The sequence below is a fragment of the Alphaproteobacteria bacterium genome, from assembly GCA_037200005.1.
Classification (GTDB): domain Bacteria; phylum Pseudomonadota; class Alphaproteobacteria; order UBA9219; family RFNS01; genus JBBCGY01.
On record JBBCGY010000002.1, the window covers coordinates 512,888 to 535,876 of the forward strand.

The window sequence follows — 22,989 nt, forward strand, 5'->3', positions numbered from 1 at the left end:
CAGGAATATCCAGTGTCCAAAACCTTCTCCATCACCACCGCCATTCCGTACAGCAACGGCGCGCCGCATATCGGGCATGCCTATGAGGCGATTGCGACCGATGCCTTGGCGCGGTTCAAGCGGCTCGACGGCTATAAGGTGCATTTCCTCACCGGCATGGACGATCACGGCCAGAAGGTGCAGCAGACTGCCGAGAAGCAGGGCATCACGCCGCAGGCCATGGTCGACCGGGTCAACGAATTGTTCGCCGCCATGCGCGCGCAATTCATGATCACGAACGACAATTTTATCCGCACGAGCGAGCCGCGCCATAAGGCCGCCGTGCAGGAATTTTGGAAAAAGCTGGAGGCGAAAGGCGATATCTACCTGGATAAATACGCGGGATGGTATTCGGTTCGCGACGAAGCCTATTTCACCGAAGACGAACTGACGGAAGCGGCGGACGGCAAGAAACTCGCGCCCGGCGGCGCGCCGGTGGAATGGATGGAGGAAGAGAGTTATTTTTTCCGCCTTTCGGCCTATAAGGAAAAATTGCTGGCTCTCTATGAATCGCAGCCGGATTTCATCGGTCCCGCCACGCGCCGCAACGAAATCGTCAGTTTCGTCAAGGGCGACCTGCGCGATTTGTCGATTTCGCGCACGCTGTTCGACTGGGGCGTGCCGGTGCCGGACGCGCCCAAGCATGTCATGTATGTCTGGATCGACGCGCTGGCGAATTACATCACCGCGCTCGGCTATCCCGCCGAAACCGCGCTGATGGCGGATTTCTGGCCCTGCGACGCGCATATGGTCGGCAAGGATATCATCCGCTTCCATGCGGTTTACTGGCCCGCGTTTCTCTGGGCGGCGGGTCTGCCACTGCCGAAATGCATTTTCGCGCACGGTTTTATCTATAACAAAGGCGAGAAAATGTCGAAGTCGGTCGGCAATGTCATCACGCCCGGCGATCTGGCCGAGAAATACGGCGTCGATCAGATTCGCTATTTCCTGCTGCGCGACATCGCCTATGGCCAGGATGGGAACATCTCGCATGAGACGCTGACGCAGCGGATCAACAGCGATCTCGCCAATGATTTCGGCAATCTGGCGCAGCGCAGCCTGTCGATGATCGCGAAGAATTGCGGCGGCAAGCTGCCGGAGCCGGGGCCGATGACCGAGGCCGATCACGCCTTGCGCGGCGCCGCCGACGATTTATTGCAGATCGTCCGCGCCGAAATGGAGGGCAAGCAGTTCCACAAGGCGCTTGAGGCGCTATGGGCTGTCATCGGCGCTGGGAACCGCTATATCGACGAGCAAGCGCCATGGGCGCTGAAGAAGACCGATCCCGCGCGCATGGGCAGCGTGTTGTATCATGTCGTCGAAGTGGTGCGCCGTCTCGCCATTCTTGCCCAGCCTTTCATGCCGCTGGCGATGGATAAATTGCTGGATCAGCTTGCCGTTCCGGCGGACGAGCGCAGCTTCGCGACGCTCGCGCCGACGATTGCCTTGACGCCGGGAATAGAACTCCCCGCGCCGAGCGGCGTGTTTCCGAGATATGTGGAAGAAATAATTTAAGGCCGGGGCGATGCGGCGGCGGCGAACCTGCTGTGCCATTCGTGAAGCGATGGCTTGCTGGGATCGATAAGCTGTTCGAGAGCGTCGAGATTCTGCGCGACGGTGCCTTCATAAACCGCTCTGGCGAAGGTCGCGTCCCAAGATTGTCTTTCTTCCGGATCGCTGGGATATCCTTGCCTGGTCAGCACCTGTGCCTGAGCGCGGCTGACGTCACGCAGAGTCTCAAGAAGGTCCAGGCGTTGTTCGGGATTGGCAATCGCGCCGCTGCGTTGAAATAGATTCTTCGCGGCACTGGCGATTTGATAATGGATGCCGCCGTCGGCGTCGCTGGCGACGATATGAAGAGCCGAGGCCAGGCGAATTCCTGCGGCGCGCACATGCTCGTTATATTTGCCGTATTGCGCGATATGGGCGACCGCTCTCTCGCGTTCAGCGAGATCGATCGAGCGCAGGCCTTGTTTTATTGGCGCTATGGAGGCGTCGTCTATGACTGTAATAAGAGCGCGTTTCATATAATTCCTCTTGCTTGCTTCAGGCGAATATAGCATCGAAACGCCGAAAGTAATGCTGAAAGCTTTCGCCCGGCGATGGGCTTTTTTTATGGTTAACCAGGACAAAATGAAAGTTTTGGCGGTGCGGAAGAATTGATATAGTGTCGACCGGATATAGGCTCAGCCAGCCGATTTTTTATTATGAGTAGAACGTGCAAAAATTCATTGTTCCCATTCCGAATTCCGCCGGTTACGCCACCGATATCATCGGTCATGTCTTCGCTTATGCGTCTTCACTGAAGGTCGGTGGCGCACCGGCGCAATTCGAGCTGCATGCGGATGAGCGTTTTCAGGCCATGGTCGCGGATGGCGCCGAATCTTGGCGCGTCGATGTTTCTGTCGCCTATCCCTATAAGCGCACGGATATTCCAGGCTCCGCCGAAGTTACGCCCGCGCAGCAAGCGATCGTCGAACAGCTTTCGCAGCAGTCGGGGGCCAGCGTTATCACGAATGCGGAAATTGTACAAAAACTTCATGCCAATGGCCCGGAATTCTATAAGCTCATTCCCTCTCCTTCGCCTGCGGGCATGCTGCTGGCTAAGCCTATTTCTTGGTTTGACCCTTCGGATGATAAATATGAATCCATGATTGCCCGGCTGATACAGGCCGCCTCGGCGGGACGGCAGGAAGCCGGGCTTCCACCCGACGCGCCCGCGACGTTTCTGTTCTTCTTCGGCGGCAAATCGCTGACGGACTCCGAAGCCAATGCCGGTGCGAAGAAACTTGGCGGCATGGTGAAGTCGGTATGGGCCGAGGATCATATTCCCGGCATCGCCGCTTTCCAGAAAGAGGCAGCTCAGCGAGGCGAAGCGATCATTCCGGTCTTCGCTTTGCATGGCAACGCGGTGCAATTGCAGGAGCGCATCGACGAATTTAATCAGCAGGGCCTCGCGCCGCAAGCGACCAATCTCGGCATCGATTGGAACAATTTCGAGGAGCCGGCGACGGCGTTTCTGATAGCCGGGCTTCACCATAAAGCGATTATTCTCGGCAATGGCAGTACGCCGCACCATCTAGCGCTGAGCGTCAACGATGATACTTCGCCTGCAAAGATCATCATCATGCGCCCGTCATGGAAGAATATGCCCGGCGAATCCAGATGGGACGGAGCGGAAGATGCGGGGGCGGTGAAGATCGTCTCGGCTGGGTTCAGCTATGAGCAGATCATGGAACTGCTCAAGCCCGACAGTTTAACGCAGCAAGGCCCGGCCATCGCCAACCAGCTGATCCGGGATTCCTCGCGCAATATCTGCCAGGAAACCTATGCGCAGCTGATTGCCGAGCTTGGCCCGCCGCACCCGCAGCCCAAATCGTCGCCGGTCGCCGTGCCGACTCATACGCCATGAATTGACTCTCGGCGGGCATGAATTTACCAATCATGCATGCTTATCGACTCCCACTGCCATCTCGACTTCCCGGCGCTTGCGAAGGATCAGCAGGGCGTCGTCGAGCGCGCGCGCGCGGCGGGGGTGGGCCGGTTTCTGACGATCTCGACGCATATCACGAAAGCGCGGCAGGTGATCGGCGTCGCGGAATCCTATCCCGACGTGTTCTGCACCATCGGCGTGCATCCGCATCATGTGGCCGAGGACGGCGAGCAGGTGACGGCGGCTGATTTGGCGGCGAAGGCCGATCATCCGAAAATCGCCGCGCTGGGGGAAACCGGCCTCGATTATTTTTACGATACCGCGCCCAGGCAGCGGCAGCAGGAAAGCTTCCGCGAGCATATGCGCGCCTGCATCGCAACCGGCCTGCCGATGATCGTGCATAGCCGCGATGCCGAGGAAGACACGGCCTCCCTTATCGCCGAGGAGCGGCGCGGCAAGGAAGACAAACTGCATGGCGTGATGCATTGCTTCAGCTCGAAGCGCATATTGGCCGAAGCGGCGCTGGCGATGGGATTTTACATATCCTTTTCCGGCATCCTGACCTTCAAGAAATCCGAGGAATTGCGCGCCATCGCGCGCGACGTGCCGCTCGACCGGCTGCTGGTCGAAACCGACGCGCCGTTCCTCGCCCCGGAACCTTATCGCGGCAAACAAAACGAACCGGCTTTTATCGTGCATACCGCCGCCGTCTTGGCGCAGGTCAAAGGGGTAACAACCGACCAAATAGCGGCAATCACCACGGAAAATTTTTACCGCTTGTTCACGAAGGTGAACTGATCCTGTACTTCAAGGATAGAAAATATAATTTCGATATCAAAATAAATAGTTGCTTCAGACTTTTCCGATATCACTGAGGGCATGAATGGCTTCACTTTCATGCAAAAACTTGATCCGGTTTCCGCCTGGGCGTGGCTGCGGAGCCATGAGAAACTCAAGGATATGCGCGACCTGATGGGCCGGATGCGTTGCGCGGCGCAGACCGACGATAAAATGACGCCGAAAATGATGCGGCTGATGAAGGATATCGCCTTCGAGGAAGATTCGGAGCGCCAGGCCATTCTCGCCATCGCCGATGCGGAACGCCGGCATCGCCAGCGCAAGGCGAACAAGCAGCTTAAACGGATTTGTCAGCCGCCGCTTCTACAGCCGCAAAAACCAAAAGAAGATATGGAGTGGTTGTTGGGATTCTTTATTGGCCTTGCGCTGGTTCCGCGGCCTAATCCCGGCAATGCGAACAGGTAGAAGGATTAGCGGCGTTTCGCGTCTTCCCCGGCAAGCGGCACAAGCGCGATGCGGAAATCGGGAAATTTCTTCTTAAGCACGGCGCGGAAGGCGATAAGCCCGGTGCCGATGCCGATGAGGGTGCCGAGGGCGGCAATTATTCCCGCCAATGTTTGCGAGTCCATGCCTAAGGCAAGACCCATATAACCGGCCGCGAGGCCTATGATGAAACTGCTGATAAGACCGAGCAACCCCGCGCGCCAGCAGAAGGCCCACCAGATTTTTATGATGCGTTTCCAGGTGAGGTCCAGCGGGGTGGTCGGGGCTGGGGAGGCGGAAGAAGGCATGGCATTCATCGAATAAGCCTGTTGCTAAGACAGCCTTACTTGATTTTGCCTTCTTTGAATTTGACGTGCTTGCGCAGTTTTGGCGTCGTATTTGTTCAGTTCGAGCTTTTTGGTGTTGTTTTTCGGGTTTTTCTTCGTGACGTAGAAAGTACCGGTGCCGCCTTCGCTGAGCATCTTGATCGCGTTTTTGGTCTTAGCCATTGTCATTCACCTGAAAATTCAGCCATGGAAGCCCGGAACATCTTGAAAATCAGCCATTTTGTCAAGCTTTTGTTGCCGGAAGAGCAGAAACCGGTTAATGGTTAAAATCACGCTATCAGGGAAGCCGCCATGTTCAAGCAAATCATGAAATATACCGTCGCGTCTTTGCGGCAATCGGGTTTCTGGTCGTTTTGGCAGTCGCTGGAGGCGTTTGGCTGGCGATGCATAAGGCGTCCGCGCCGCCGAAGATCCCCCGAGAAAATTATTCTGGTCGTGAATTTTAACACCGACCTGGTGGAAGAAGCCGAGGATATGCCGATATCGCTCAGGTCTTTCGTCGATACCATGACCCAGGATCGGGAGGTTTCGGTGCATGATGTCGTCGGCGCTCTGGAGCGCGGCAGCAAAGATGCGCATGTTCTCGGCGTCATCGGGCTGTTCGGCAAGAATCTGCCTCATATGGCGCATGGCCAGGAAATTCGGGCCGCCCTGCAGAAATTCCGCGAGGCGGGAAAATTCTCCTATGCTTTTTCTCCCAGCTTCGGCGATTTCGGCCCCAGCAACAGCGCTTATTACCTCGCCTCGGCCCTTCGAGAAAAATCTGGGTGCAGCCGGTCGGCACGGTCGGCCTGGTCCGGATTGCAGATAGAACAGCCTTTCGCCCCGCGCCGCCCTGGAGAAAGCCGGGGTGAAAGCGCATTTCGTGCAGCGCGAAGAATATAAGACCGCGTTCGAATTCCTGAGCGAAGATAAAATGCCCGCGCCCGCCCGTGAAATGATGCAGTCGATGCTCGACGACATGAACGAGCAGCTGGCGTCCGGGATCGCGGCAAGCCGGAGTCTGCCGATCGAGCGGGTCAAGGAATTGATGGCCGGAGGGCCGTATACCGCGCAAGAGGCGCTCGATAAAAAACTGATCGATCAGATCGGCTATAGCGACGAGATCGATAAAATCATGAATGACACCTATGGCAAGAAAGCCATGATGCGTCCCGAGGAGTATGTCGACTTGCCGCTCGACATGAAGAAAAACCCCATGCCGAAAGAGACGGTGGCGTTCATCGTCGCGCACGGCGAGATCGCCGATCGCGCCGAGCATTACAGCCCGCTTTCCCGGCGGCGAGACCATGGACGCCCGTGAAGTGGCCGAAGCCTTGCGCGATGCCGCCGAGGATAAGGAAGTGAAGCTGATTATCGTCCGCGTCGATAGTCCCGGCGGCTCGCCGTCGGCCTCGGAAACGATACGCCGCGCTTTGGTCAAAGCGCAGGACAAAGGCAAGAAGGGTCATCATATCGATGGGCGCCATGGCTGGTTCCGGCGGCTATTGGATCGCCATGAACGGCGACCGGATTTTTGCCGATCCCGCGACTCTCACCGGCTCGATCGGCGTCCTGGGCGGCAAGTTTATTCTTGCGGGCTTATACGAAAAACTGGGCATCAATTGGGATGTGCTGCAGACGGGGGGGAATATGGGCATGTGGTCGATGCTGCATGATTATACGCCCCGCGGAACAGGCGCGGATGGATGCGTTGATCGACGACACTTATAATACTTTCCCGCGAGAATGTTTCGAAAGCGCGAAAGATTCCGATGGATAAAATGCCGGCGGTCAGCAAAGGGCGCGTCTTTACCGGAGCGCAAGCCGTCAAGAACGGTCTTGTCGATGAACTGGGCGGTTTGAGCGCGGCCATTGCCTATGCCAAGACCAGCATGGGTCTGCAGCCTACGGACCTGATCATGCTCATAGCAGTTTCCGCCGCAGAAACGCCCGCGGAAAAGCTGGAACAGATGCTAAGGCAATATTTCGAGCCGAAAGTCTCTATGCCCAATCTCGGCGTGGCCATGAATCAATTGCATGAGTGGCTCGCGAGCATAGCGGCGCAGCCCGTCGCTCGAATGCCTTACATCGGGTTGAATTAATGGAGCGTCGTATCCGGTCGGTTATTCTTATTTTCTTCCGCCAGATGCTTGAGATTGGCCTGTAAATAATCCCAGCGGTAATGAGGGTGAGCACGCCTGAGATCCACAGCAGGGTCGAGCCGATAAGAATCGACGGCACCGACTCAGGTCCGTAATCGCCGATGATAAGAAACGGACAGGGCCACGAATTGCAGCGTGGTTTTCCATTTCGACAGCTTGCTGACCGGCACGCTGACTTTGACCTCGCCAGGAACTCGCGCAACCCGGACACGGCAACTTCGCGCATGAGAATGATGATCGCGGGGATGATCGCCGCGCCGTCGATGGCCCGCGTATTGGCCAGGTCAAGATCACCGCCGCCACCAGCATTTGTCCGCGATGACATCCATGACTTTGCCGAAACTGGAGACCAGGGCCTGCTTGCGCGCCAGATAACCGTCGAGCCAGTCGGTAATCGCCGCCGCCGCGAACAGGATAAGCGCCAGCCACGCGCTCCAGGTCGCCGACATCAGGATAAGGCCCCAGAATGATCGGAATGATCGCTATCCGGGCTACGGTCAATTGATTGGGAAGATTATCGAGCATCGACGATATTTACCTATGATTTGCCCCACAATATACCGGAAAATGCGGTGGTGAAAACGGTTCATTTGCCTGCCGGGCGGGTCAAACATTGAATTATGGGGAATTTTACGGCCAATATCGCGCCATGAATCTCGTCATTAAAATCGGCACGGCGGCGCTCAGCCGGGAAGACGGAACCCCGACCCCGTCCTGCTCGGCAATCTCGCGGCGGAGATCGCCTCCCTGAAGCGCGAGGGGGCCCATGTCGTGCTGGTCTCTTCGGGCGCGATGGGAACGGGGCGGACTATCCTGGCAGCCCAGGGCCGCGCGCTGCGCCATTGCGACCAGGTTGGCGGAGCGGCAGATTCTCGCCGCGCTCGGCCAGCCCAGATTGATGACGCTGTATCAGGATTTGCTGGCGCCCCACGGCATCATCCCGGCGCAGATTTTGCTGACGAAGCAGGATTTCCGCACCCGCGATCATCACAAGAATATCGCGCATCTGTTCGCCATGCTGCATGGGCAACCGCATATCCTGCCGGTCGTGAACGAGAATGACAGCGTCGCCATCACCGAACTTATGTTCACCGACAATGACGAGCTGGCGGGCCTGCTCGCGGCGATGCTCAATGCCGACCGCCTGATTATCCTGTCGAACATCGCGGGGGTCTATGATTGCCCGCCGGACGAGCCGGGAGCGGCGGTCATTCCCGTCATCGACTGGCAGGAGAAGAAATCCGCCGTGACCGTCGGAAAATCGAAAACCGGGCGCGGCGGCATGGCCAGCAAGCTCGGCATCGCCAAGAAAATGGCCATGCTCGGCATTCGCACGCATATCGCCTCGGCGCGCGAGCCGGAGATCATCGGCCGTATCATGCGCGACGAAACGGGCCGGCACGGTTTCCCTGCCGCTATCCGGCAAGCGCGGCGCCGTAAAGCGGTGGCTCGGCAGCGAAGCCCATATGACCCAAGCTTCGGTGACCGCCAACATATGTCTTGCCGCCATGCTGCGCGACGAAGAGAAGGTGTTCAGCGTGCTTCCGGTAGGCTTGAGCGCCATCGACGGCGATTTCGACAAAGGCGATCTGGTGCGGATCGTGGACGAGAATAAAAAACTGCTCGCGCTCGGCGTGGCCCGCTACGGTTCGAGCAAGCTTCGCCCGGTGCTGGAAAAGAAACAGCAGCCGGTTTTCGTGCATTACGATCATCTGCACAGAACGGAAGGCTGAGATGGACATTATTCCCTTCGATCAGTTCGCCGCCGTCGAATTACGCGCCGGTACTGTGGTGCGCGCCGAAACTTTTCCGCAGGCGCGCAAGCCTGCTTATAAAATCTGGGTGGATTTCGGCCCGGAATTCGGCGTCCGGCAAAGCTCGGAGCAGCTTACGGTGCATTACACGCCGGAAAGTTTGATCGGCAAGCAAATCGTCCGGCTGCCTCAATCTCGGCGAGCGGAATATCGGCGGCTTCATGTCGCAATTTCTTTGCACAGGCTTTCCCGACGAGAACGGCGCGGTCGTGCTCGTCAGTCCCGACAAACCCGTTCCAAACGGAGCGAAGCTGTTTTGATGGATATGACGAATAATCCCCTAACTTCTATCGGCCGGCAGGCTAAGGCGGTGGCGGCGCTTTTGGCGCAGGCTTCCCCTGAGGAAAAAAAATGCGGCGCTGACGGCGATTGCCGCGGGATTGCGGGCGCGGGCGGGCGAAATTCTCGCCGCAAACGCCGCCGATATGGACGCGGCGCGGAAATCGGGCATGGATGAGGCGAAGCTCGACCGGCTGCGGCTTGACGAGAGGGCGCGGCTGGCGTCGATTGCGGCTGGCGTCGATACGGTGCGCGGGCTGCCCGATCCTGTCGACCGGCTGCTTTCCGAAACGGTGCGTCCCCAACGGTCTCAGGATCGAAAAACGCAGCGTGCCCGCTCGGCGTGATAGGCATTATTTTTGAATCGCGCCCCAATGTTACGGTCGATGCCGCCGCGCTATGCTTGAAAATCGGGGAATGCCTGCATTCTGCGCGGAGGAAGCGAAAGTTGGCATAGCGTGAAGGCGCTGGCGGGCGTTATCCAGGACGCTCTAGCGGCATCCGGCCTGCCGCGCGATGCGGTGCAGATTTTGCCTTCGACGGACCGCGAACTGGTCGGCGCGTTATTGCGGCTTGAGGATTATGTCGATGTCATCATTCCGCGCGGCGGGAAATCGCTGATCGCCAGGGTGCAGCAGGAAAGCCGGATTCCGGTCTTCAGCCATCTGGACGGCATTTGCCATACCTATATCGATGCCGAAGCCGATGCCGCGAAAGCCATCGCCGTGACGGTCAATGCCAAGATGCGGCGTCCGTCGGTCTGCGGCGCGACCGAATGCCTGCTGCTGCATCGGGATATCGTAGCGACAACGGGCCGGACGGTCATCGAAGCTTTGCTGGCAGCGGGCTGCGAAGTGCGCGCGCCGGAGGCGTTGCTGCCGTTCCATCCGCTGCTGAAACGCGTGGAGCCGGGCGATTACGGCCATGAATTCCTCGCGCCGATCATCGCGGTGGCCGTGGTGGCGGATGCGCATGAAGCCGTGGATTTCATCAATTGCCACGGCTCGCAGCATACCGACGCGATCATCACCGAGAATGGCGCAACGGCGGATTATTTCCTGCGGCACGTGAACAGCGCGGTTGCGATCCACAATGCCTCGACGCAATTCGCGGATGGGGGCGAATTCGGCAAAGGGGCGGAGATCGGCATCGCCACCGGCAAGCTTCACGCGCGCGGCCCCGTGGGGCTGGAGGAGCTGACGACCTATCAATATCGCTTGCATGGCAGCGGGCAAGCGAGGGGTTAAGCCGCGTTAACCAAACATCGCTTTATTTACTTTCGCGAAAATAAGGTAGAGTGAAGCGATTGCATGCAAATATGTCGATGGGGCATCCATGGCGCAGAATTATTCTCTGGATCAGATCACGGAAATCGTTAAAGGGCCGGCGAGCCGGATCGTCGAATGCGCCAGGGAAATGGGCGCGGGTTTCCATAAGCAAGTCGCGTGGATTGCTGCCCGCGATATGTGTTTGGCCACAGAATTCTGCAGTTTGGTCAAAAGCAATGCCGGCTTGGATGAAATATTGGCCGGAAGAGCGGAATTCAGCATGAAGCATCTGGATACCCAGCTGGCAGGCCGAATGGCCGCGTTGCTCAAGCCTCCCCTGGAAGCAGACCCCGCTCCGAATGAGCCGAAATGCGTTCGCTCCGATGTGGCTGGCGGCTTGTCAAATCTGATGTTCGGGTTGGGCTGAATATTTTCTCCTGAACATTTTTGTCCCAATATTCTTCAATGAAACCACGCATAAATCTTCCGCGCCAGACTGGCGCTGATGCCTGGCGCTTTCTGTAAATCGTGAACTCCCCGCTTCCGTCACCGCGCGTGCCGAGCCGAAATGGTGCAGCAGCGCCTTTTTTCGCGTCGGCCCGATGCCGGGGACGTCATCGAGCGGCGTCGAGCTTATGGCTTTCTGCCGTTTTTGCCGGTGCGCGCCGATGACGAAACGATGGGCTTCGTCGCGGAGGCGCTGCAGATAGAACAGCACGGGGTCGTTGGGCTGCAGCGTGAAATTCGTGCCGTCCGGCAGGTAAAATCTCTCCCGTCCGGCGTCGCGATCCGGCCCCTTGGCGATGCCGACGGCCATGATGTCGGTCAGGCCGAGTTCGCCGAGAATTTCCGTCACGGCGTTGAGCTGCCCCTGTCCGCCGTCGATCAGCAGCAGATCGGGCCATTGCGCGGTCTTGCGCTCGGAATCTTCTTCCATAAAGGCGGCGAAAGCGGCGAAGCATCACTTCGCGCATCATTGCGTAATCGTCGCCGCCCGCGGATTCCGCGAAGCCTGGAGCGGCGGTGCTTGCCTGCTGCCCTTTGATATTAAACTTCCGGTATGACTTTTTGTCGAAGCCTTCCGGCCCGGCGACGATCATCGCGCCGGAAGCGTGGCGGCCCTGAATATGCGAATTGTCGTAAACCTCGATCCGCTTCGGCGTGTCGGACAATTGGAAGCAATCCGCCACGCCTTGCAGCAGCTTGTTCTGCGCGGCGCTCTCCGCCTGGCGGCGGGCGAGGGCGGCTTTGGCGTTGGCGACGGCGTGATCGGTCAGGCGCTTCTTGTCGCCGCGCTGCGGCGCCTGGAGATCGACGGCATGGCTGGTTCTGCTGGCCAGCGCTTCGCCCAGCAGCGCCGCTTCGTCCGGCATATGGCTGAGCAGCAGCAGCGGCGGGGGAGGGCGTTCTGCGTAGAATTGCGCCAGGAACGCCTCCATGACTTCTTCGATCGCGGCTTCCGGCTCGTGGCGCGGAAAATACGTGCGGGTGCCGAAATTGCGCCCGGCGCGGAAAAAGAAGACTTGAATGGCGATATGGCCGCCTTCCTTATGCGCGGCGATAACGTCGGCGTCGTCGATCCCGGCGACATGGATATCCTGGCGCGACTGGATGGTCGTCAGAATCTTGATGCGGTCGCGCAATTTCGCGGCGGTTTCGTAATCGAGCTTGTCGCTCGCCTCTTGCATCTGCTCGGCGAAATCCCGCTGCAGTTCGCTGTTCTTGCCGGACAGGAACGCCCGCGCTTCGTCGACCTGTTTGCCGTATTGCGCCGCCGTGACCTTGCCGACGCAGGGCGCGGTGCATCGCTTGATGTGATATTGCAGGCATGGGCGCGTGCGCGACTTGAAGATATTGTCCGAGCAATTCCGCAGCATGAAGGCGCGCTGCAGATGGATCACCGTCTCATTGACCGCCAGGGCCGACGCGAAGGGGGCCGAAATACCAGCCGCGCCGCTCATGCGGCCCGCGATGCTTGGTCACGGCGGGAAAATCATGATCGCCGGTGAGCAGGATGTAGGGGAAACTTTTGTCGTCGCGCAGCAGGATGTTGAAGCGCGGCTGGAGCTTCAGCACCAGATTGGCTTCCAGCAGCAGCGCCTCGGCCTCGGTATGCGTGACGACGAGTTCCATGCCGCGCGTCAGGCCCACCATGCGCTGCAGGCGGTTCGGCAGCCGCGCGGCCTGGGTATAGGCCAGCACCCGCTTTTTCAGGTTCTTGGCCTTGCCGACATACAGCGCTTCGCCGTTTTCCGCCAGCATCCGGTACACGCCGGGGCTTTCGGGTATGGTTTTGATATGGCCGCGGATAATCTCGGCCCCCGCGGCAAAACTGGACGAAAGTTTTTGCATTCTGTCTTCTATTCCCTGTCTTTCGATCTTACCCCCATTTTCTGTGGATAACTATGTTGGCAAAGTGCTTAACGCGCGAAAAAAAATCAGGAAAAGGCTGGGATGCGGCCTGTCTGATTAAAATATAGGCACATATTCGCAAGCCTATGAAATAAAATAAAAATATTCATGCCGCGATGCGGCGGGACGGTGCATTGATGCATAAGCGGGATATAAAATCGGCAAGTCTCTGATAGAAAAGGCTTGTGTGCGTAACTCGCGGCGCGGCTAGAAAAAACCAAAAGGCGAGTCAAGGGTGATTCTTCGGCATTATGTAGCAGTCTCACCTAAGAGCTATTTGAAAGAAGGCTCTATTTTGAAAATGGCCTGAGTCAAATCGGCCAAAATTATAATGTTTGATAACACAATCAGCAGCGCGCCCCCGTTAATCAATGCCGAGACGGACTCGTTATCCCCACCACAAATAAGGGGTTTAATTACGACTAGAACTAAACCGAAAAACATTGTCCAAATCATAGTATAGGCGGATAGCCTTACTGAAGTTCTGGTATTTCTGAATATCGCCTTATTTACTTTTTCTTCCAATTTGTTCAATTCAAGATGAAGGTTTGCAGCAGACGCCAAGGTTATTGTGACAACAACGCCAAGCAAGCCAATGAACTCCTGATTCACAAAGCCCTTTAGGAAAGTGTTGCTATCGCCAAGCAAATGGGGACTGAAGATAGCAATTGCGATCCACAGACCGACGGCGACAATCATCACGCATCGTGCAATCGTCTTATTCACGTCCCGATCACCTCAGCAATCTTTTTAGCGGCCTTGACCAGCCAATGGTCGCTGTTTTTGGCATCCTTCGGAATCGTAACCCTCTTTCTCTTTTTTGTCGAATTGTATGTTTTGTTGCGCTTCGTTTTAGCGACAATAGTTCCGGTGCCTCGCGTGGCATACTCAACCGAGCTTTTAATCTTTTTTGTCCCCGTATCAAGCCCATCCTTGCTTTGCAGGGTTACCTTGATTTTCTGAGCTTTTTCATGTTTTTGAAAATCCTTCATTTCTTTCGATAATTCATCCACGCTTCCGAACATATTGGGAGCAATGAAGTTAAACGTTAGAGATGTAATTTCACCCTTATTGTCTTCGGCGAATTTCCAAAAACTAGCGTCATCTGTAATCGGCTGAACTTCGATATGATATGCGCCATTAGGCATTGCTTCATTATGACATTCACAAGTGCCTGTATGAGTCCACTTGGACTGCCGACCTTGGGATCAACCTCAAACCCTAATTTTTGCCCGTCTTTATGGTGAGCCGGATCAATAATCATAAGTGCCGCCTTCCAAGATTTCCGAGTGGATTCTTTCAGGCCTTCTTCGGGCGACAAATTCTCGCTAGAGACAATCGCCCTTCCAATGCGTCCTATAATCGATGATCCAGCATCGGCTTTCTCTGCCGGAACATAATGAAAGGTTTTTTTATAAAAATCGAAGGCTCTTTTCTTTGCAAAGACAGATCGCAGATACTCTTCTCGTGTTGGCTGCTTCTGATTATATGTCAGGAGATCAAGCGGGCGCGGCAGCAACGAGAGTCTGTAAAGCTCGAAAGATTGCGCCATGTCATATCCTAAATTTTTTGATCCCCACTACGCAATTAGTAGTTGTGGCATGGAGAGTCAAACACCTTATTAGTCGTCCTCCTTCAACCTCACGTTCTGGCATCCTATGGCGGCGAGGCACTGAACAAAAAACACGGCTGTAAAGCTGCCTCGCGCCAGCTTGTTAGCGATATTGCGCTCGCTTTCCTTCACGCCGACCGCCTCCAGCTTCTCGGCCAGTTCCTTGTAACTGACATTCCGGCGCTTCAATTCGGCCTTGAGAATGCCTTTTACGCGCTTTGCCCAATCAATCTTGTCGTCCGGCATGATCTAACCCATTGATATTGTTTGTGGTGATGAATATCATCATATATGATGTTTTTTGTCATTGACAATGGGATAAATAATCATCATATTCGGTGTGTAAACATCAAATACGGTGATTTTTTCAGTGGGCCAGCACTTCCTCTTATCCGCCAAGGCAAGGACGCTTTCGTTGAAAGCGGTTGCTCGCCTGACCGATGATGAAGCGCATGACACGTTTCAGCAAATCAGGTGGGCCGGAAATGACGGCCAGCCCTATTGCCCGAAATGCGGCTGCGTAGCGGTCTATAAATACGCGACACGCAAGCTTTGGAAGTGCAAGGGCTGCAATCATCAATTCAGCGTGACGAGCGGCACGATCTTCGCGGGCCGTAAAATGCCGATCAAGGATTTGCTTCTCGCCATCGCCATTTTCGTGAACGGCGCAAAAGGTCATAGCGCCCTGCAATTGAGCCGTGATTTGGACTGCCAATACAAGACGGCTTTCGTGCTGGCGCACAAGCTGCGCGAAGCGATTGCTAGCAGCGGCAACAGCGCCGATGCCAAGGTATCGGGCGAAGTCGAAATCGACGGCGCGTATTTCGGCGGCTATGTGAAGCCCGCGAACTACAAGAAAGACCGGATTGACCGCCGCTTGGCCGAGAACCGCACCGGCAAGCGCCGCGTGGTCGTCGTCACGCGCCAGCGCGACGGCAAGACGCTATCTTTCGTGACCAAATCGGAAGATGCCGCCGTTCCCGCCATTCAGAACTGCGTCGCGCCCGGCAGCACGATCTATGCCGATGAAGCTTCGGCATGGGATAGCCTTCATGCCCGGTATGAAACCAAGCGCATCAATCATAGCCAAGCCTATTCGCATAACGGCGCTTCTACCAATATGGCGGAGTCATTCTTCTCACGCCTTCGCCGCGCCGAAATCGGAACGCACCACCATATCGCCGGGCCGTACCTCGAAAACTATTCCGATGAAATGGCGTGGCGGGAAGATAACCGGCGCGTCCCGAATGGAACCCTATACGCGATGATGGCGAACGCGGCCCTCAATCATCCCGTTTCCCGGCAGTGGAAGGGGTATTGGCAAAAGGGAACGGGGGATAGCTAACCAACTGCTCTTGCCACTCTTCTATTATTTAAGTGTGGCAGCACATATCCAACGTACTCCTTGGCCAATTCTGGAAGATTGAGCAAGCTAGTCGTTTTTGAGATCATTGGGTATGTTGAGGAAATGATGTCAGAGAGTTCTTTCCACGTCCTTTTTTCGTAGAAAAGATTTTCTACAAATTTAAATGTTTCTTGCTCTTCCGGAGAAGGCTGAAACGGATAATTCATAGCCTTCAAAGATATTTCAAAATACTCTTTATCCAGATTGCTTTCTGTCACGCTAAAATAATGGGAATACGTTTTTGCGGTATTCAGAATATCATCAGTATAAGGCAGCCCATATTCAGTTTTTTTCCATGCGATATCCGTAATAGTAACCCCGCGCTCTATTGCAGACTTCCAATCGGCAACATAGATCATCATTGCCAAGATTATGCTTGGCAGCTTCCCTCCCTGCTTGGAGCAAAAATAGGCCATAGTATGTGCAAGCCTTTGCGTCATACCCCCTCCTGCGCCGCTAGAGCGATTGATTTTTGTGCTTCCATAGATTCAATATGATATTTTAATCGATTACATTCGCGCTCTAGAATATCTCTTATTCTCGATTCGACTAGGGTTATTTGCATTGTCGGCGTGCTTCCCTGCAAAGGAATATGGGAAAAGTCTGGTTTTGTTGTCTCCAGAATCAGGACGCCAATTTTTTCATTCCTAAGATTTCTTATAGCATATCCAACCAAGCAACGCGATTTCATTCTTAGGCTCTTTATGACATCTTTTGGGATGGCGCATAACTTGCTGACTTCTTGGATATAGAGTCTTTCGTCAGCAGCCGGGTCGGGTAAATTCGGCTCATAGCAAAAATCATTCTGAAAGGCATTTCCAATTATGCCCTGACCGTCAGGATACATTTTTCTGCCCGGAGAAGCATACCTGTGATGATCGGAATGTCTTCCCAGAAGCCTAAACATTCCAGCTTGTTGATCATGAAGATAGAGACTTACCCTTTCTGTAGAAGACAGTCTTGTATTCTGTGAGAAGGCAAGCAATTCGTTTCCCATAAAAGAATCTAAATGAGCCTTTGAGCTTTTCCTTCCTTGGCGAAAATCCTTTAAAGCAATCCATAGGTCAATTAATAGCAGCCCAACGCCCGCTATGATGAAAACATGAGACCATGTAAAGACGGCATTTTTGTTTTCATTATAAAAAATAACTTTGTCAGACAGGCTGTCATTCAGTCCCAAAAAAACTGTTGAGCCATAAACAAAAACCCTAGACCCAAAGGTGTCTTTGAATTGGTTTTTGAATTTTAAGAATCTGCTTGCCATTGCATGGCAATATCAAATCTAGGCTTATTTGCAAGTTAGTTGTAAAACAGCATTACATAGTATGTCTTAATGATTGGCCGCTCCCACAATAGACCACAGCCTCGGCACCCCATGCTCGGTCACGGCAATATCGCCATCGCCAAGCTTGCGTTTCAGGGTGACGGTCAGGACGCGCCGCAGATGTTCCACGGCGGCATTGTCGGGGTTCTGAATGCCTTGGCGGTTCAATACCATGATCGCAAGGTCGCGGGCCGATAGCGGCTTCCCGGCCTCCCGCATGGCGTCCAGCGCATGACGTATCACCGTGCCTTTCTGAAACAGCTTTGGCTTTCGCGGAACAAGCGGCCTGATAGCCGCAGGGCTGAAATCATTCTCGAACAGCCGGATTGTCCGGTCTAGGTTCGCAAGGGCGGCTTGCAGCCTTGATGCTTCATCGTCACAGGCTTTCAGCTTGCCAGCCAATTCGGCATACTTGTCTTTCAGGGCGCTAAGGACATGGGTTTCTGCCATGGCCGGAATCATAAGCGCCGGCTGCGCCTGAAACTATGGGTCACAAGGTGAGACTGCTACATAATGCCGTGATTCTTCCGAAATCTTGTAAGCTCGATCCCGGTCTGGCGGGTTTCGGGGAAAATCTCCGGCTTGACCAGCTTGACGCTGACTTTTTCGACGCGAGCATCGCGAAAACCGAAGTTGCAGACATGCTCGGCGATGGTTTCCAGCAGATTGCGGTGAGGCTGCGACGGCAGGTCGCGGCAGATGAAATCATGCAGCGCGGTGTAATCGATCACCTGCGCCAGATCGTCGCCGAGCGGCAGATAATCCGGCGGCGCGGATGACGTCAGGGTTACGCTGACGATCACGGTCTGCGGCGCCTGTTTCTCCCGCTCGCAGCAGCCGACGCGCAGTTGCACCGGCACATCGCGCAGGAAAAGCTCGATCATGTCGCGTTTGCTCATTGAATATCCTTTTTGCGTTTCGGGCCTTCGGCCAAAGCTTTGACAACGCCGTGCCAGGTGCGGATTTCCTGTTCGGTCATCGCGGCGCGCTGAACCGCATGGCGCAGATTGCGCACCATGGTCGGACGGAGTTCCGGCGTCGTGAAAAATCCGGCCTCGTCGAGCGCGCCTTCCAGCCGGTCGAAGAAATTATGCAGCTCGTCCTTGGTGGCGGCGCGGTTCGGCTCCTGCCGGGGCTTGGGCGGCTTGTTCTGAGCCTCATGCCATTCGTAAGAAAGGATCAGCACCGCCTGCGCCAGATTGAGGGACGAGAATTGCGGATTGACGGGAATATAGATCGCCTCGTTGGCGAAGGTCATGTCGTCATGGGTCAGGCCGGTGCGCTCCGGCCCGAACATAATGCCGGTCTTTTGCCCTTCGGCGGCGAGGGGCAGCATGGCCGCCACGGCCTCGCGCGGCGTGAGCCAGCGTTTCGCCATGTCGTGATCGCGCGCCGATGTCGCATAGACGTGGTTGAGATCGGCCAGCGCCGTGCGCAAATCGGGGGAACACTTTCGCGTTGTTCAGAATCTCGTCCGCGCCGGACGCGGAAGCGTAAAGCCGCTCGCGGATCCACGGCTCCATCGGCTCCTTGCCCTCCTGCGACGGCCACGGATCGCGCGGATCGACGATGCGAAGCTGCGTCAGCTCGCAGTTCAGCATCGCCCGCGCGGCGGAGCCTATGTTTTCGACCAACTGCGGCCGAACGAGGATGATGATGGGGGCGGTCATTTCGTCAGTGTACTTATTCGTTATAGAGCATGATTGCAACCGATGCCGTCATTCCCGGCGTGCCATGACTGCCTTGGCAGGCATGGCACGAACGGGAATCCCGTTTCCTTTTTTTATCAATGAACAAACGGGATTCCCGCTCGCCGCTGCGCGGCGTCGGGAATGACGCCTATTCTAACTGTATTACCCCCGCCGCCATTCGGTCGCGCCGTCGGGCTTGTCTTCGAGGATGACACCTTGGTCGGCCAGCGATTTGCGGATGCGGTCGGCCTCGGCGAAGTCTTTGGATTTGCGGGCGTCGAGGCGGGCCTGGATTTGCGCGGCGATTTCGGCGTCGGTTAGTCCTTCCTGTCCGGCGGGCTGCCAGCGGAACCAAGCTTCGGGGTCCTGTTGCAGGAGGCCGAGCATAGATGTGGTTGACCGCATTTGCGGGGTCAAGTCAACCAAGTCTCCGCGATTACCTATAGAATCTGCCTTAAAAATTTTGTCCGCAAGTGTATGTATGAATGCAATGGCTTGAGGTGTGTTGAGATCATCATTCAGGATGTCAATTATTGCACTCACGGCAGTTTCTTTATCTTGTTGCGGCTGTATCGATGGCAAATCAGCATACACAGATAATTCTAAGCATCGTAACGCCCCATACCACCGGTCAAGCGTTGCCTTCGCCTGCTCCAGCGCAGCTTCCGAAAAATCCAGCGGCTGGCGGTAATGGGCGGAGAGCAGCACGAGGCGGATCACCTCGCTGTGATATTTTTTCAGCAGATCGCGGACGGTGAAGAAATTCCCCAGCGACTTCGACATCTTGTCATTGTCGATAGTCAGGAAGCCGTTATGCATCCAGACATTCGCCATCCGCTGGGTGCCGTGAGCGCAGCAGCTTTGCGCGATCTCGTTTTCATGATGCGGAAAGATCAAATCGAGGCCGCCGCCGTGAATGTCGAAACTCTTGCCGAGATATTGCGCGGCCATCGCCGAGCATTCGATATGCCAGCCGGGCCGCCCCCGGCCCCAGGGGCTGTCCCAGCCCGGCTGATCCGGCGTGCTGGGCTTCCACAGGATGAAATCGGCGGGGTCGCGCTTGTAGGGCGCGACTTCGACCCGCGCGCCCGCAACCAGCTCGTCGCGGTTGCGGCGCGATAATTCGCCGTAATTTTCCATGCTTGGCACATGGAACAAGACATGCCCGTCTTTCTCATAGGCATGTTTGGGAATGAGGGCTTCGATCATCGCGATCATCTGCGGAATATGTTCCGTCGCGCGTGGCTCATGCGTGGGGGGGCAGCGCATTCAGCGCCGCCATGTCCTCGTGATAGGCCGCCGTCGTGCGCGCGGTGATGCTGTCGATAGGCTCGCCGGTTTCCCTGGATTTGTTGATGATCTTGTCGTCCACGTCGGTGATGTTGCGGACATAGGTGACATGCTCCGCGCCATAGCGCCGCTGCAACAGGCGATACAGCACGTCGAACACGACCACGGGCCGCGCGTTGCCCAGATGCGCTAAATCATAAACCGTCGGCCCGCAGACATACATGCGGACATTCGCCGGATCGATGGGCTTAAATTCTTCCTTGTCGCGCGTGAGCGTATTGTAGAGGCGAAGATCGGACATTTACGCCGCGCGTCCCATCAGCCGCTCGCGCACTCTGTGCTCGCCGATTTGCGGCAGCAACAGCTTAAGTTCCGGCCCGTGCGCGTGGCCGGTGAGCGCGAGGCGCAGCGGCATGAACAGATCCTTGCCGCCTTTACCGGTCTTGGCCTTCACCGCCGCCGTCCAGGCGTTCCAGGTGGCGGTATCCCATGGCTCGGCGGGCAGGACGCTCAGCGCCTGCTCGGCGAAGGCCGGATCGTCGATTTGCGGCGTGACTGGGCCGCGCGCGACCTGCCACCATTCCCCGACGTCGGCGAGCTTGGTCAGGTTCGGGCGGATCATGTTCCAGAAATTTTCATCGACTTCGCCGAAGCCCAAACCGGCGAGGCGAGGGGCGGCTTCGGCGTAGGGCATGCCGTGCAAAATCCGCGCCGACAGGCTTTGCAGTTCGGCGACTTCAAATTTCGGCGTGCCGTGCGAGATTTTATCCAGGCTGAAATCGGGCACCAGCTCTTCGAGCCGCGCGGCGGCGATGACGGGATCGGACGTGCCGATCCGCGCCACCAGCGAGTTGATCGCCATCGCCTCGATGCCCATGTCGTCGCGCATGCTGGCGATGGAAAGCGTGCCCAGCCGCTTGCTCATCTCGATGCCGTCGCCGCTGACCAGCAGCGGAAAATGCGCGAAGCCGGGCGGCGGCAAATCCGTCAGCGCGCGCCAAATTTGGATTTGCACGGCGGTGTTGGTGACGTGATCCTCGCCGCGGATGACGTGGGAGATGGCGAAATCGGCGTCATCGACCACCGAACAGAAGGTATAGAGGGGCACGCCGTCTTCGCGCACCAGGACGGGATCGGACAATGCGGCGGCGGCGAAGTTCTTCTGCCCCTGCACGGCGTCATCCCAGATGACATCTTCATCGTTGAGCAGGAAGCGCCAGTGCGGCTTGCGGCCTTCGGTTTCCAGTTTTTGCTTTTCGGCGTCGGTGAGTTTCAACGCCCCGCGATCATAGATCGGCGGCAGGCCCCGGCCCAATTGCGCCTTGCGCTTCAGGCCGAGTTCTTCCTGCGTCTCATAACAGGCATAGACACGGCCCTTGGCCTTAAGATCGGCCAGCGCCTGGTGATAGCGTTCCATGCGGTCGGACTGGCGCGCGAACTTGTCCCATTCCAGGCCCAGCCACCGCAGGTCGCGCTCGATGAATTGCGCTAGATCCTCACGCGAGCGCTCGCGGTCGGTATCGTCGAGCCGCAGCATGAAGATGCCGCCATGGCGGCGGGCGAACAGCCAGTTGAACAGCACCGCCCGGACATTGCCGATATGCAATAGGCCGGTCGGCGAGGGGGCGAAGCGGACATTGACTTGCTTGATTTGGGTCATGATGTTGTTTTTGCAGCTTTTTTTAAGACTATGCAAGTAATTACGATATTGACGATACCCCGGAAAATCGAGTTTATTGAATGGTATATTGCTGGAAGCATTCAAAGGATGATCTTATGCCCAGAGTTCTTGTCGTAGAAAAAGACGCTGCCATGCGCGGCCTTATGGAGATTATGTTCTCCGGGGCGGGCAATGAAGTAACGAGCGTGGAAACATCCGCTCATGCCGGCGCCGAACTTGCTCTCGGCGGGCGCCGTGACTGGATTATCAAGGGCAGCGATTCAGGAAATGATCCCGGTTCATGCGACTTGCTGAAACATCTTGAAAAAACCCCAGGCCATCGCCCCGTATCGGGCGTCGTCATAGCGACATTTCTCCCCGGCTATGCGCAAGAGGAAATCGCCAAGCTTGGGTTGAAGGCCGTCAGGCCGGAGATTTCCGGCAAGGACCCCGCCGCGCTTAAGACTTTGGCGCGCAAGATAACTTTGGGATAATAGGCCGACATGCCCCACGAGCATCGCAGAAGATCGAGAACGCCCCTGCCGCCGCGCAAGCTGCGCGCGCTGATCGTCGAAGACGACATGCAGACGCAGAAGGCTATCGTTAATGCCTTCAAGCGCGCGGGCTTTGAAGTCACTGCATGCCCGGATTTCGCGTCGGCAAAAGCCGCTCTCGAAAAGAAAAGCCGTTTTGATGTTCTCATCACCGACGGAGATTATTGCGGCGATAAAGAATATCCCGGCATGGGGTCGTTGAGCCTGCTGAAACTGCTCAAGAAGGAGCCGGGTTTCTGCCCGCTGATCACCACCATGATTACCGGCGAGAAGAGAAAATTCGAGAGGCATCTTAAGGCGCTTGGCGATACCTGCGTTCAGCCGGAATTGTACGAAAAAGACAAAGTGGATTTCTTTACGCTGGCGCAGAGTTCGAAATACCGTCTGACATACATCCCGGGTTGATTTCCGCCCGCCCGCGACCCATATTGCGGTT

The 22,989-nt window shown here is 56.3% G+C and carries 29 protein-coding genes and 6 pseudogenes; 16 read left to right on the forward strand and 19 right to left on the reverse strand.

Annotation, left to right across the window (positions count from 1 at the left end):
• Window positions 1-12: 12 nt before the first annotated feature.
• Window positions 13-1,554: a methionine--tRNA ligase gene (gene metG, locus WDO70_12360; protein ID MEJ0063946.1), complete on the forward strand. Its 1,542-nt coding sequence runs from the start codon at window positions 13-15 to the stop codon at window positions 1,552-1,554.
• On the opposite strand, the gene WDO70_12365 is transcribed toward metG, so the two are convergent.
• Window positions 1,551-2,066, reverse strand: coding sequence for a hypothetical protein (locus WDO70_12365; GenBank protein ID MEJ0063947.1), 516 nt, complete (start codon window positions 2,064-2,066; stop codon window positions 1,551-1,553). The two genes, metG and WDO70_12365, sit on opposite strands and share 4 nt — an antisense overlap.
• 191 nt (window positions 2,067-2,257) lie before the next feature.
• Here WDO70_12365 and WDO70_12370 point away from each other — a divergent pair, with 191 nt between their 5' ends.
• The 3 genes from WDO70_12370 to WDO70_12380 all read left to right on the forward strand — a co-directional run bounded on the left by WDO70_12370 (window position 2,258) and on the right by WDO70_12380 (window position 4,735).
• Window positions 2,258-3,451, forward strand: a complete 1,194-nt coding sequence (locus WDO70_12370; GenBank protein ID MEJ0063948.1) for a hypothetical protein — start codon at window positions 2,258-2,260, stop codon at window positions 3,449-3,451.
• Between the two features lie 36 nt (window positions 3,452-3,487).
• Window positions 3,488-4,270, forward strand: a complete 783-nt coding sequence (locus WDO70_12375; GenBank protein ID MEJ0063949.1) for a TatD family hydrolase — start codon at window positions 3,488-3,490, stop codon at window positions 4,268-4,270.
• Between the two features lie 99 nt (window positions 4,271-4,369).
• Entirely contained in the window at window positions 4,370-4,735 is a 366-nt protein-coding gene (locus WDO70_12380; GenBank protein ID MEJ0063950.1) for a hypothetical protein, read from the forward strand.
• A gap of 5 nt (window positions 4,736-4,740) precedes the next feature.
• Here WDO70_12380 and WDO70_12385 read toward each other — a convergent pair whose 3' ends face one another.
• Both WDO70_12385 and rpmG read right to left on the reverse strand, forming a co-directional pair.
• On the reverse strand, window positions 4,741-5,070 hold the full coding sequence (locus tag WDO70_12385) for a hypothetical protein (protein ID MEJ0063951.1): 330 nt from the start codon (window positions 5,068-5,070) through the stop codon (window positions 4,741-4,743).
• A gap of 26 nt (window positions 5,071-5,096) precedes the next feature.
• Window positions 5,097-5,262 (reverse strand): annotated as a pseudogene (gene rpmG, locus WDO70_12390) (50S ribosomal protein L33).
• A 129-nt stretch (window positions 5,263-5,391) separates the two neighbouring features.
• Between rpmG and WDO70_12395 the strand changes: the two are divergent.
• The 4 genes from WDO70_12395 (at window position 5,392) to WDO70_12410 (ending at window position 7,184) form a co-directional block, all read left to right on the forward strand.
• On the forward strand, window positions 5,392-5,985 hold the full coding sequence (locus WDO70_12395; GenBank protein ID MEJ0063952.1) for a hypothetical protein: 594 nt from the start codon (window positions 5,392-5,394) through the stop codon (window positions 5,983-5,985).
• Window positions 5,951-6,403: a S49 family peptidase gene (locus WDO70_12400; protein MEJ0063953.1), complete on the forward strand. Its 453-nt coding sequence runs from the start codon at window positions 5,951-5,953 to the stop codon at window positions 6,401-6,403. Before WDO70_12395 ends, WDO70_12400 begins: the two co-directional genes overlap by 35 nt.
• 65 nt (window positions 6,404-6,468) lie before the next feature.
• Entirely contained in the window at window positions 6,469-6,813 is a 345-nt protein-coding gene (locus WDO70_12405; protein MEJ0063954.1) for a S49 family peptidase, read from the forward strand.
• Window positions 6,813-7,184 (forward strand): S49 family peptidase, encoded by a 372-nt coding sequence (locus WDO70_12410; protein MEJ0063955.1) that lies wholly within the window; start codon window positions 6,813-6,815, stop codon window positions 7,182-7,184. Before WDO70_12405 ends, WDO70_12410 begins: the two co-directional genes overlap by 1 nt.
• Here the strand turns inward: WDO70_12410 and pgsA are convergent.
• Window positions 7,181-7,769 (reverse strand): annotated as a pseudogene (gene pgsA / locus WDO70_12415) (CDP-diacylglycerol--glycerol-3-phosphate 3-phosphatidyltransferase). The gene WDO70_12410 and the pseudogene pgsA sit on opposite strands and share 4 nt — an antisense overlap.
• Window positions 7,770-7,874: 105 nt before the next feature.
• Window positions 7,875-8,012, reverse strand: coding sequence for a hypothetical protein (locus tag WDO70_12420; GenBank protein MEJ0063956.1), 138 nt, complete (start codon window positions 8,010-8,012; stop codon window positions 7,875-7,877).
• Between WDO70_12420 and WDO70_12425 the strand changes: the two genes are divergently transcribed.
• The 5 genes and pseudogenes from WDO70_12425 to WDO70_12445 all read left to right on the forward strand — a co-directional run bounded on the left by WDO70_12425 (window position 8,011) and on the right by WDO70_12445 (window position 11,032).
• A complete protein-coding gene (locus WDO70_12425) occupies window positions 8,011-8,859 on the forward strand; it encodes a hypothetical protein (GenBank protein ID MEJ0063957.1) in 849 nt (282 codons plus the stop codon). The two genes, WDO70_12420 and WDO70_12425, sit on opposite strands and share 2 nt — an antisense overlap.
• Window positions 8,837-8,977 (forward strand): hypothetical protein, encoded by a 141-nt coding sequence (locus tag WDO70_12430; GenBank protein ID MEJ0063958.1) that lies wholly within the window; start codon window positions 8,837-8,839, stop codon window positions 8,975-8,977. The genes WDO70_12425 and WDO70_12430 overlap by 23 nt, the downstream gene beginning before the upstream one ends.
• A 1-nt stretch (window position 8,978) precedes the next feature.
• A pseudogene (locus WDO70_12435) lies at window positions 8,979-9,318 on the forward strand (tRNA-binding protein).
• A pseudogene (locus WDO70_12440) lies at window positions 9,318-10,584 on the forward strand (glutamate-5-semialdehyde dehydrogenase). Before WDO70_12435 ends, WDO70_12440 begins: the two co-directional pseudogenes overlap by 1 nt.
• Window positions 10,585-10,672: 88 nt before the next feature.
• The gene (locus WDO70_12445; protein MEJ0063959.1) at window positions 10,673-11,032 is read left to right on the forward strand and encodes a hypothetical protein; all 360 of its coding nucleotides are present in this window, start codon (window positions 10,673-10,675) and stop codon (window positions 11,030-11,032) included.
• Here the strand turns inward: WDO70_12445 and WDO70_12450 are convergent.
• From WDO70_12450 to WDO70_12480, 7 genes and pseudogenes are all read right to left on the reverse strand, one after another.
• Window positions 11,006-11,542 (reverse strand): hypothetical protein, encoded by a 537-nt coding sequence (locus WDO70_12450; GenBank protein MEJ0063960.1) that lies wholly within the window; start codon window positions 11,540-11,542, stop codon window positions 11,006-11,008. The genes WDO70_12445 and WDO70_12450 overlap by 27 nt on opposite strands.
• Window positions 11,543-11,600: 58 nt before the next feature.
• A pseudogene (locus WDO70_12455) lies at window positions 11,601-12,566 on the reverse strand (UvrB/UvrC motif-containing protein).
• A complete protein-coding gene (locus tag WDO70_12460; protein MEJ0063961.1) occupies window positions 12,511-12,957 on the reverse strand; it encodes a GIY-YIG nuclease family protein in 447 nt (148 codons plus the stop codon). The pseudogene WDO70_12455 and the gene WDO70_12460 overlap by 56 nt, the downstream one beginning before the upstream one ends.
• A 333-nt stretch (window positions 12,958-13,290) precedes the next feature.
• Complete coding sequence (locus WDO70_12465) at window positions 13,291-13,743, reverse strand: hypothetical protein (GenBank protein ID MEJ0063962.1); 453 nt, start codon at window positions 13,741-13,743, stop codon at window positions 13,291-13,293.
• Window positions 13,740-14,030, reverse strand: coding sequence for a hypothetical protein (locus WDO70_12470; GenBank protein ID MEJ0063963.1), 291 nt, complete (start codon window positions 14,028-14,030; stop codon window positions 13,740-13,742). Before WDO70_12470 ends, WDO70_12465 begins: the two co-directional genes overlap by 4 nt.
• Before the next feature lie 35 nt (window positions 14,031-14,065).
• Window positions 14,066-14,569 (reverse strand): hypothetical protein, encoded by a 504-nt coding sequence (locus WDO70_12475; GenBank protein ID MEJ0063964.1) that lies wholly within the window; start codon window positions 14,567-14,569, stop codon window positions 14,066-14,068.
• A gap of 69 nt (window positions 14,570-14,638) precedes the next feature.
• Window positions 14,639-14,875: a DUF6471 domain-containing protein gene (locus WDO70_12480; GenBank protein ID MEJ0063965.1), complete on the reverse strand. Its 237-nt coding sequence runs from the start codon at window positions 14,873-14,875 to the stop codon at window positions 14,639-14,641.
• A gap of 124 nt (window positions 14,876-14,999) precedes the next feature.
• On the opposite strand from WDO70_12480, the gene WDO70_12485 reads away from it, so the two are divergent.
• Window positions 15,000-15,974 carry an IS1595 family transposase gene (locus tag WDO70_12485; GenBank protein ID MEJ0063966.1) on the forward strand — a complete coding sequence of 325 codons (975 nt, stop codon included), beginning with the start codon at window positions 15,000-15,002 and terminating at the stop codon, window positions 15,972-15,974.
• Here WDO70_12485 and WDO70_12490 read toward each other — a convergent pair.
• The 7 genes and pseudogenes from WDO70_12490 to gltX form a co-directional block, all read right to left on the reverse strand.
• Entirely contained in the window at window positions 15,971-16,474 is a 504-nt protein-coding gene (locus WDO70_12490) for a hypothetical protein (protein ID MEJ0063967.1), read from the reverse strand. The two genes, WDO70_12485 and WDO70_12490, sit on opposite strands and share 4 nt — an antisense overlap.
• A complete protein-coding gene (locus WDO70_12495) occupies window positions 16,471-17,298 on the reverse strand; it encodes a hypothetical protein (protein MEJ0063968.1) in 828 nt (275 codons plus the stop codon). Before WDO70_12495 ends, WDO70_12490 begins: the two co-directional genes overlap by 4 nt.
• Before the next feature lie 66 nt (window positions 17,299-17,364).
• Window positions 17,365-17,808, reverse strand: a complete 444-nt coding sequence (locus tag WDO70_12500) for a hypothetical protein (protein ID MEJ0063969.1) — start codon at window positions 17,806-17,808, stop codon at window positions 17,365-17,367.
• Between the two features lie 56 nt (window positions 17,809-17,864).
• Window positions 17,865-18,257 carry a dihydroneopterin aldolase gene (locus tag WDO70_12505; protein ID MEJ0063970.1) on the reverse strand — a complete coding sequence of 131 codons (393 nt, stop codon included), beginning with the start codon at window positions 18,255-18,257 and terminating at the stop codon, window positions 17,865-17,867.
• Window positions 18,254-18,796: a TrmH family RNA methyltransferase gene (locus WDO70_12510; protein MEJ0063971.1), complete on the reverse strand. Its 543-nt coding sequence runs from the start codon at window positions 18,794-18,796 to the stop codon at window positions 18,254-18,256. The genes WDO70_12505 and WDO70_12510 overlap by 4 nt, the downstream gene beginning before the upstream one ends.
• Window positions 18,797-19,211: 415 nt before the next feature.
• Window positions 19,212-20,640 (reverse strand): annotated as a pseudogene (gene cysS, locus WDO70_12515) (cysteine--tRNA ligase).
• Window positions 20,641-21,999: a glutamate--tRNA ligase gene (gene gltX / locus WDO70_12520; protein ID MEJ0063972.1), complete on the reverse strand. Its 1,359-nt coding sequence runs from the start codon at window positions 21,997-21,999 to the stop codon at window positions 20,641-20,643. It abuts the pseudogene before it with no gap.
• A 116-nt stretch (window positions 22,000-22,115) separates the two neighbouring features.
• On the opposite strand from gltX, the gene WDO70_12525 reads away from it, so the two are divergent.
• On the forward strand, window positions 22,116-22,493 hold the full coding sequence (locus WDO70_12525) for a response regulator (protein MEJ0063973.1): 378 nt from the start codon (window positions 22,116-22,118) through the stop codon (window positions 22,491-22,493).
• A 9-nt stretch (window positions 22,494-22,502) separates the two neighbouring features.
• Window positions 22,503-22,958 (forward strand): response regulator, encoded by a 456-nt coding sequence (locus WDO70_12530; GenBank protein MEJ0063974.1) that lies wholly within the window; start codon window positions 22,503-22,505, stop codon window positions 22,956-22,958.
• Window positions 22,959-22,989 lie beyond the last annotated feature (31 nt).

Bases quoted from the DNA above. Each gene is read 5' to 3' on its own strand.
- WDO70_12365 (MEJ0063947.1), bottom strand. From the start codon at position 2,066: ATGAAACGCGCTCTTATTACAGTCATAGACGACGCCTCCATAGCGCCA.
- WDO70_12375 (MEJ0063949.1), top strand. From the start codon at position 3,488: ATGCTTATCGACTCCCACTGCCATCTCGACTTCCCGGCGCTTGCGAAG.
- WDO70_12380 (MEJ0063950.1), top strand. From the start codon at position 4,370: ATGCAAAAACTTGATCCGGTTTCCGCCTGGGCGTGGCTGCGGAGCCAT.
- WDO70_12385 (MEJ0063951.1), bottom strand. From the start codon at position 5,070: ATGAATGCCATGCCTTCTTCCGCCTCCCCAGCCCCGACCACCCCGCTG.
- WDO70_12395 (MEJ0063952.1), top strand. From the start codon at position 5,392: ATGTTCAAGCAAATCATGAAATATACCGTCGCGTCTTTGCGGCAATCG.
- WDO70_12425 (MEJ0063957.1), top strand. From the start codon at position 8,011: ATGTCGTGCTGGTCTCTTCGGGCGCGATGGGAACGGGGCGGACTATCC.
- WDO70_12420 (MEJ0063956.1), bottom strand. From the start codon at position 8,012: ATGGGCCCCCTCGCGCTTCAGGGAGGCGATCTCCGCCGCGAGATTGCC.
- WDO70_12445 (MEJ0063959.1), top strand. From the start codon at position 10,673: ATGGCGCAGAATTATTCTCTGGATCAGATCACGGAAATCGTTAAAGGG.
- WDO70_12450 (MEJ0063960.1), bottom strand. From the start codon at position 11,542: ATGGAAGAAGATTCCGAGCGCAAGACCGCGCAATGGCCCGATCTGCTG.
- WDO70_12460 (MEJ0063961.1), bottom strand. From the start codon at position 12,957: ATGCAAAAACTTTCGTCCAGTTTTGCCGCGGGGGCCGAGATTATCCGC.
- WDO70_12475 (MEJ0063964.1), bottom strand. From the start codon at position 14,569: ATGGCGCAATCTTTCGAGCTTTACAGACTCTCGTTGCTGCCGCGCCCG.
- WDO70_12480 (MEJ0063965.1), bottom strand. From the start codon at position 14,875: ATGCCGGACGACAAGATTGATTGGGCAAAGCGCGTAAAAGGCATTCTC.
- WDO70_12490 (MEJ0063967.1), bottom strand. From the start codon at position 16,474: ATGACGCAAAGGCTTGCACATACTATGGCCTATTTTTGCTCCAAGCAG.
- WDO70_12495 (MEJ0063968.1), bottom strand. From the start codon at position 17,298: ATGGCAAGCAGATTCTTAAAATTCAAAAACCAATTCAAAGACACCTTT.
- WDO70_12500 (MEJ0063969.1), bottom strand. From the start codon at position 17,808: ATGGCAGAAACCCATGTCCTTAGCGCCCTGAAAGACAAGTATGCCGAA.
- WDO70_12505 (MEJ0063970.1), bottom strand. From the start codon at position 18,257: ATGAGCAAACGCGACATGATCGAGCTTTTCCTGCGCGATGTGCCGGTG.
- gltX (MEJ0063972.1), bottom strand. From the start codon at position 21,999: ATGACCCAAATCAAGCAAGTCAATGTCCGCTTCGCCCCCTCGCCGACC.
- WDO70_12525 (MEJ0063973.1), top strand. From the start codon at position 22,116: ATGCCCAGAGTTCTTGTCGTAGAAAAAGACGCTGCCATGCGCGGCCTT.
- WDO70_12530 (MEJ0063974.1), top strand. From the start codon at position 22,503: ATGCCCCACGAGCATCGCAGAAGATCGAGAACGCCCCTGCCGCCGCGC.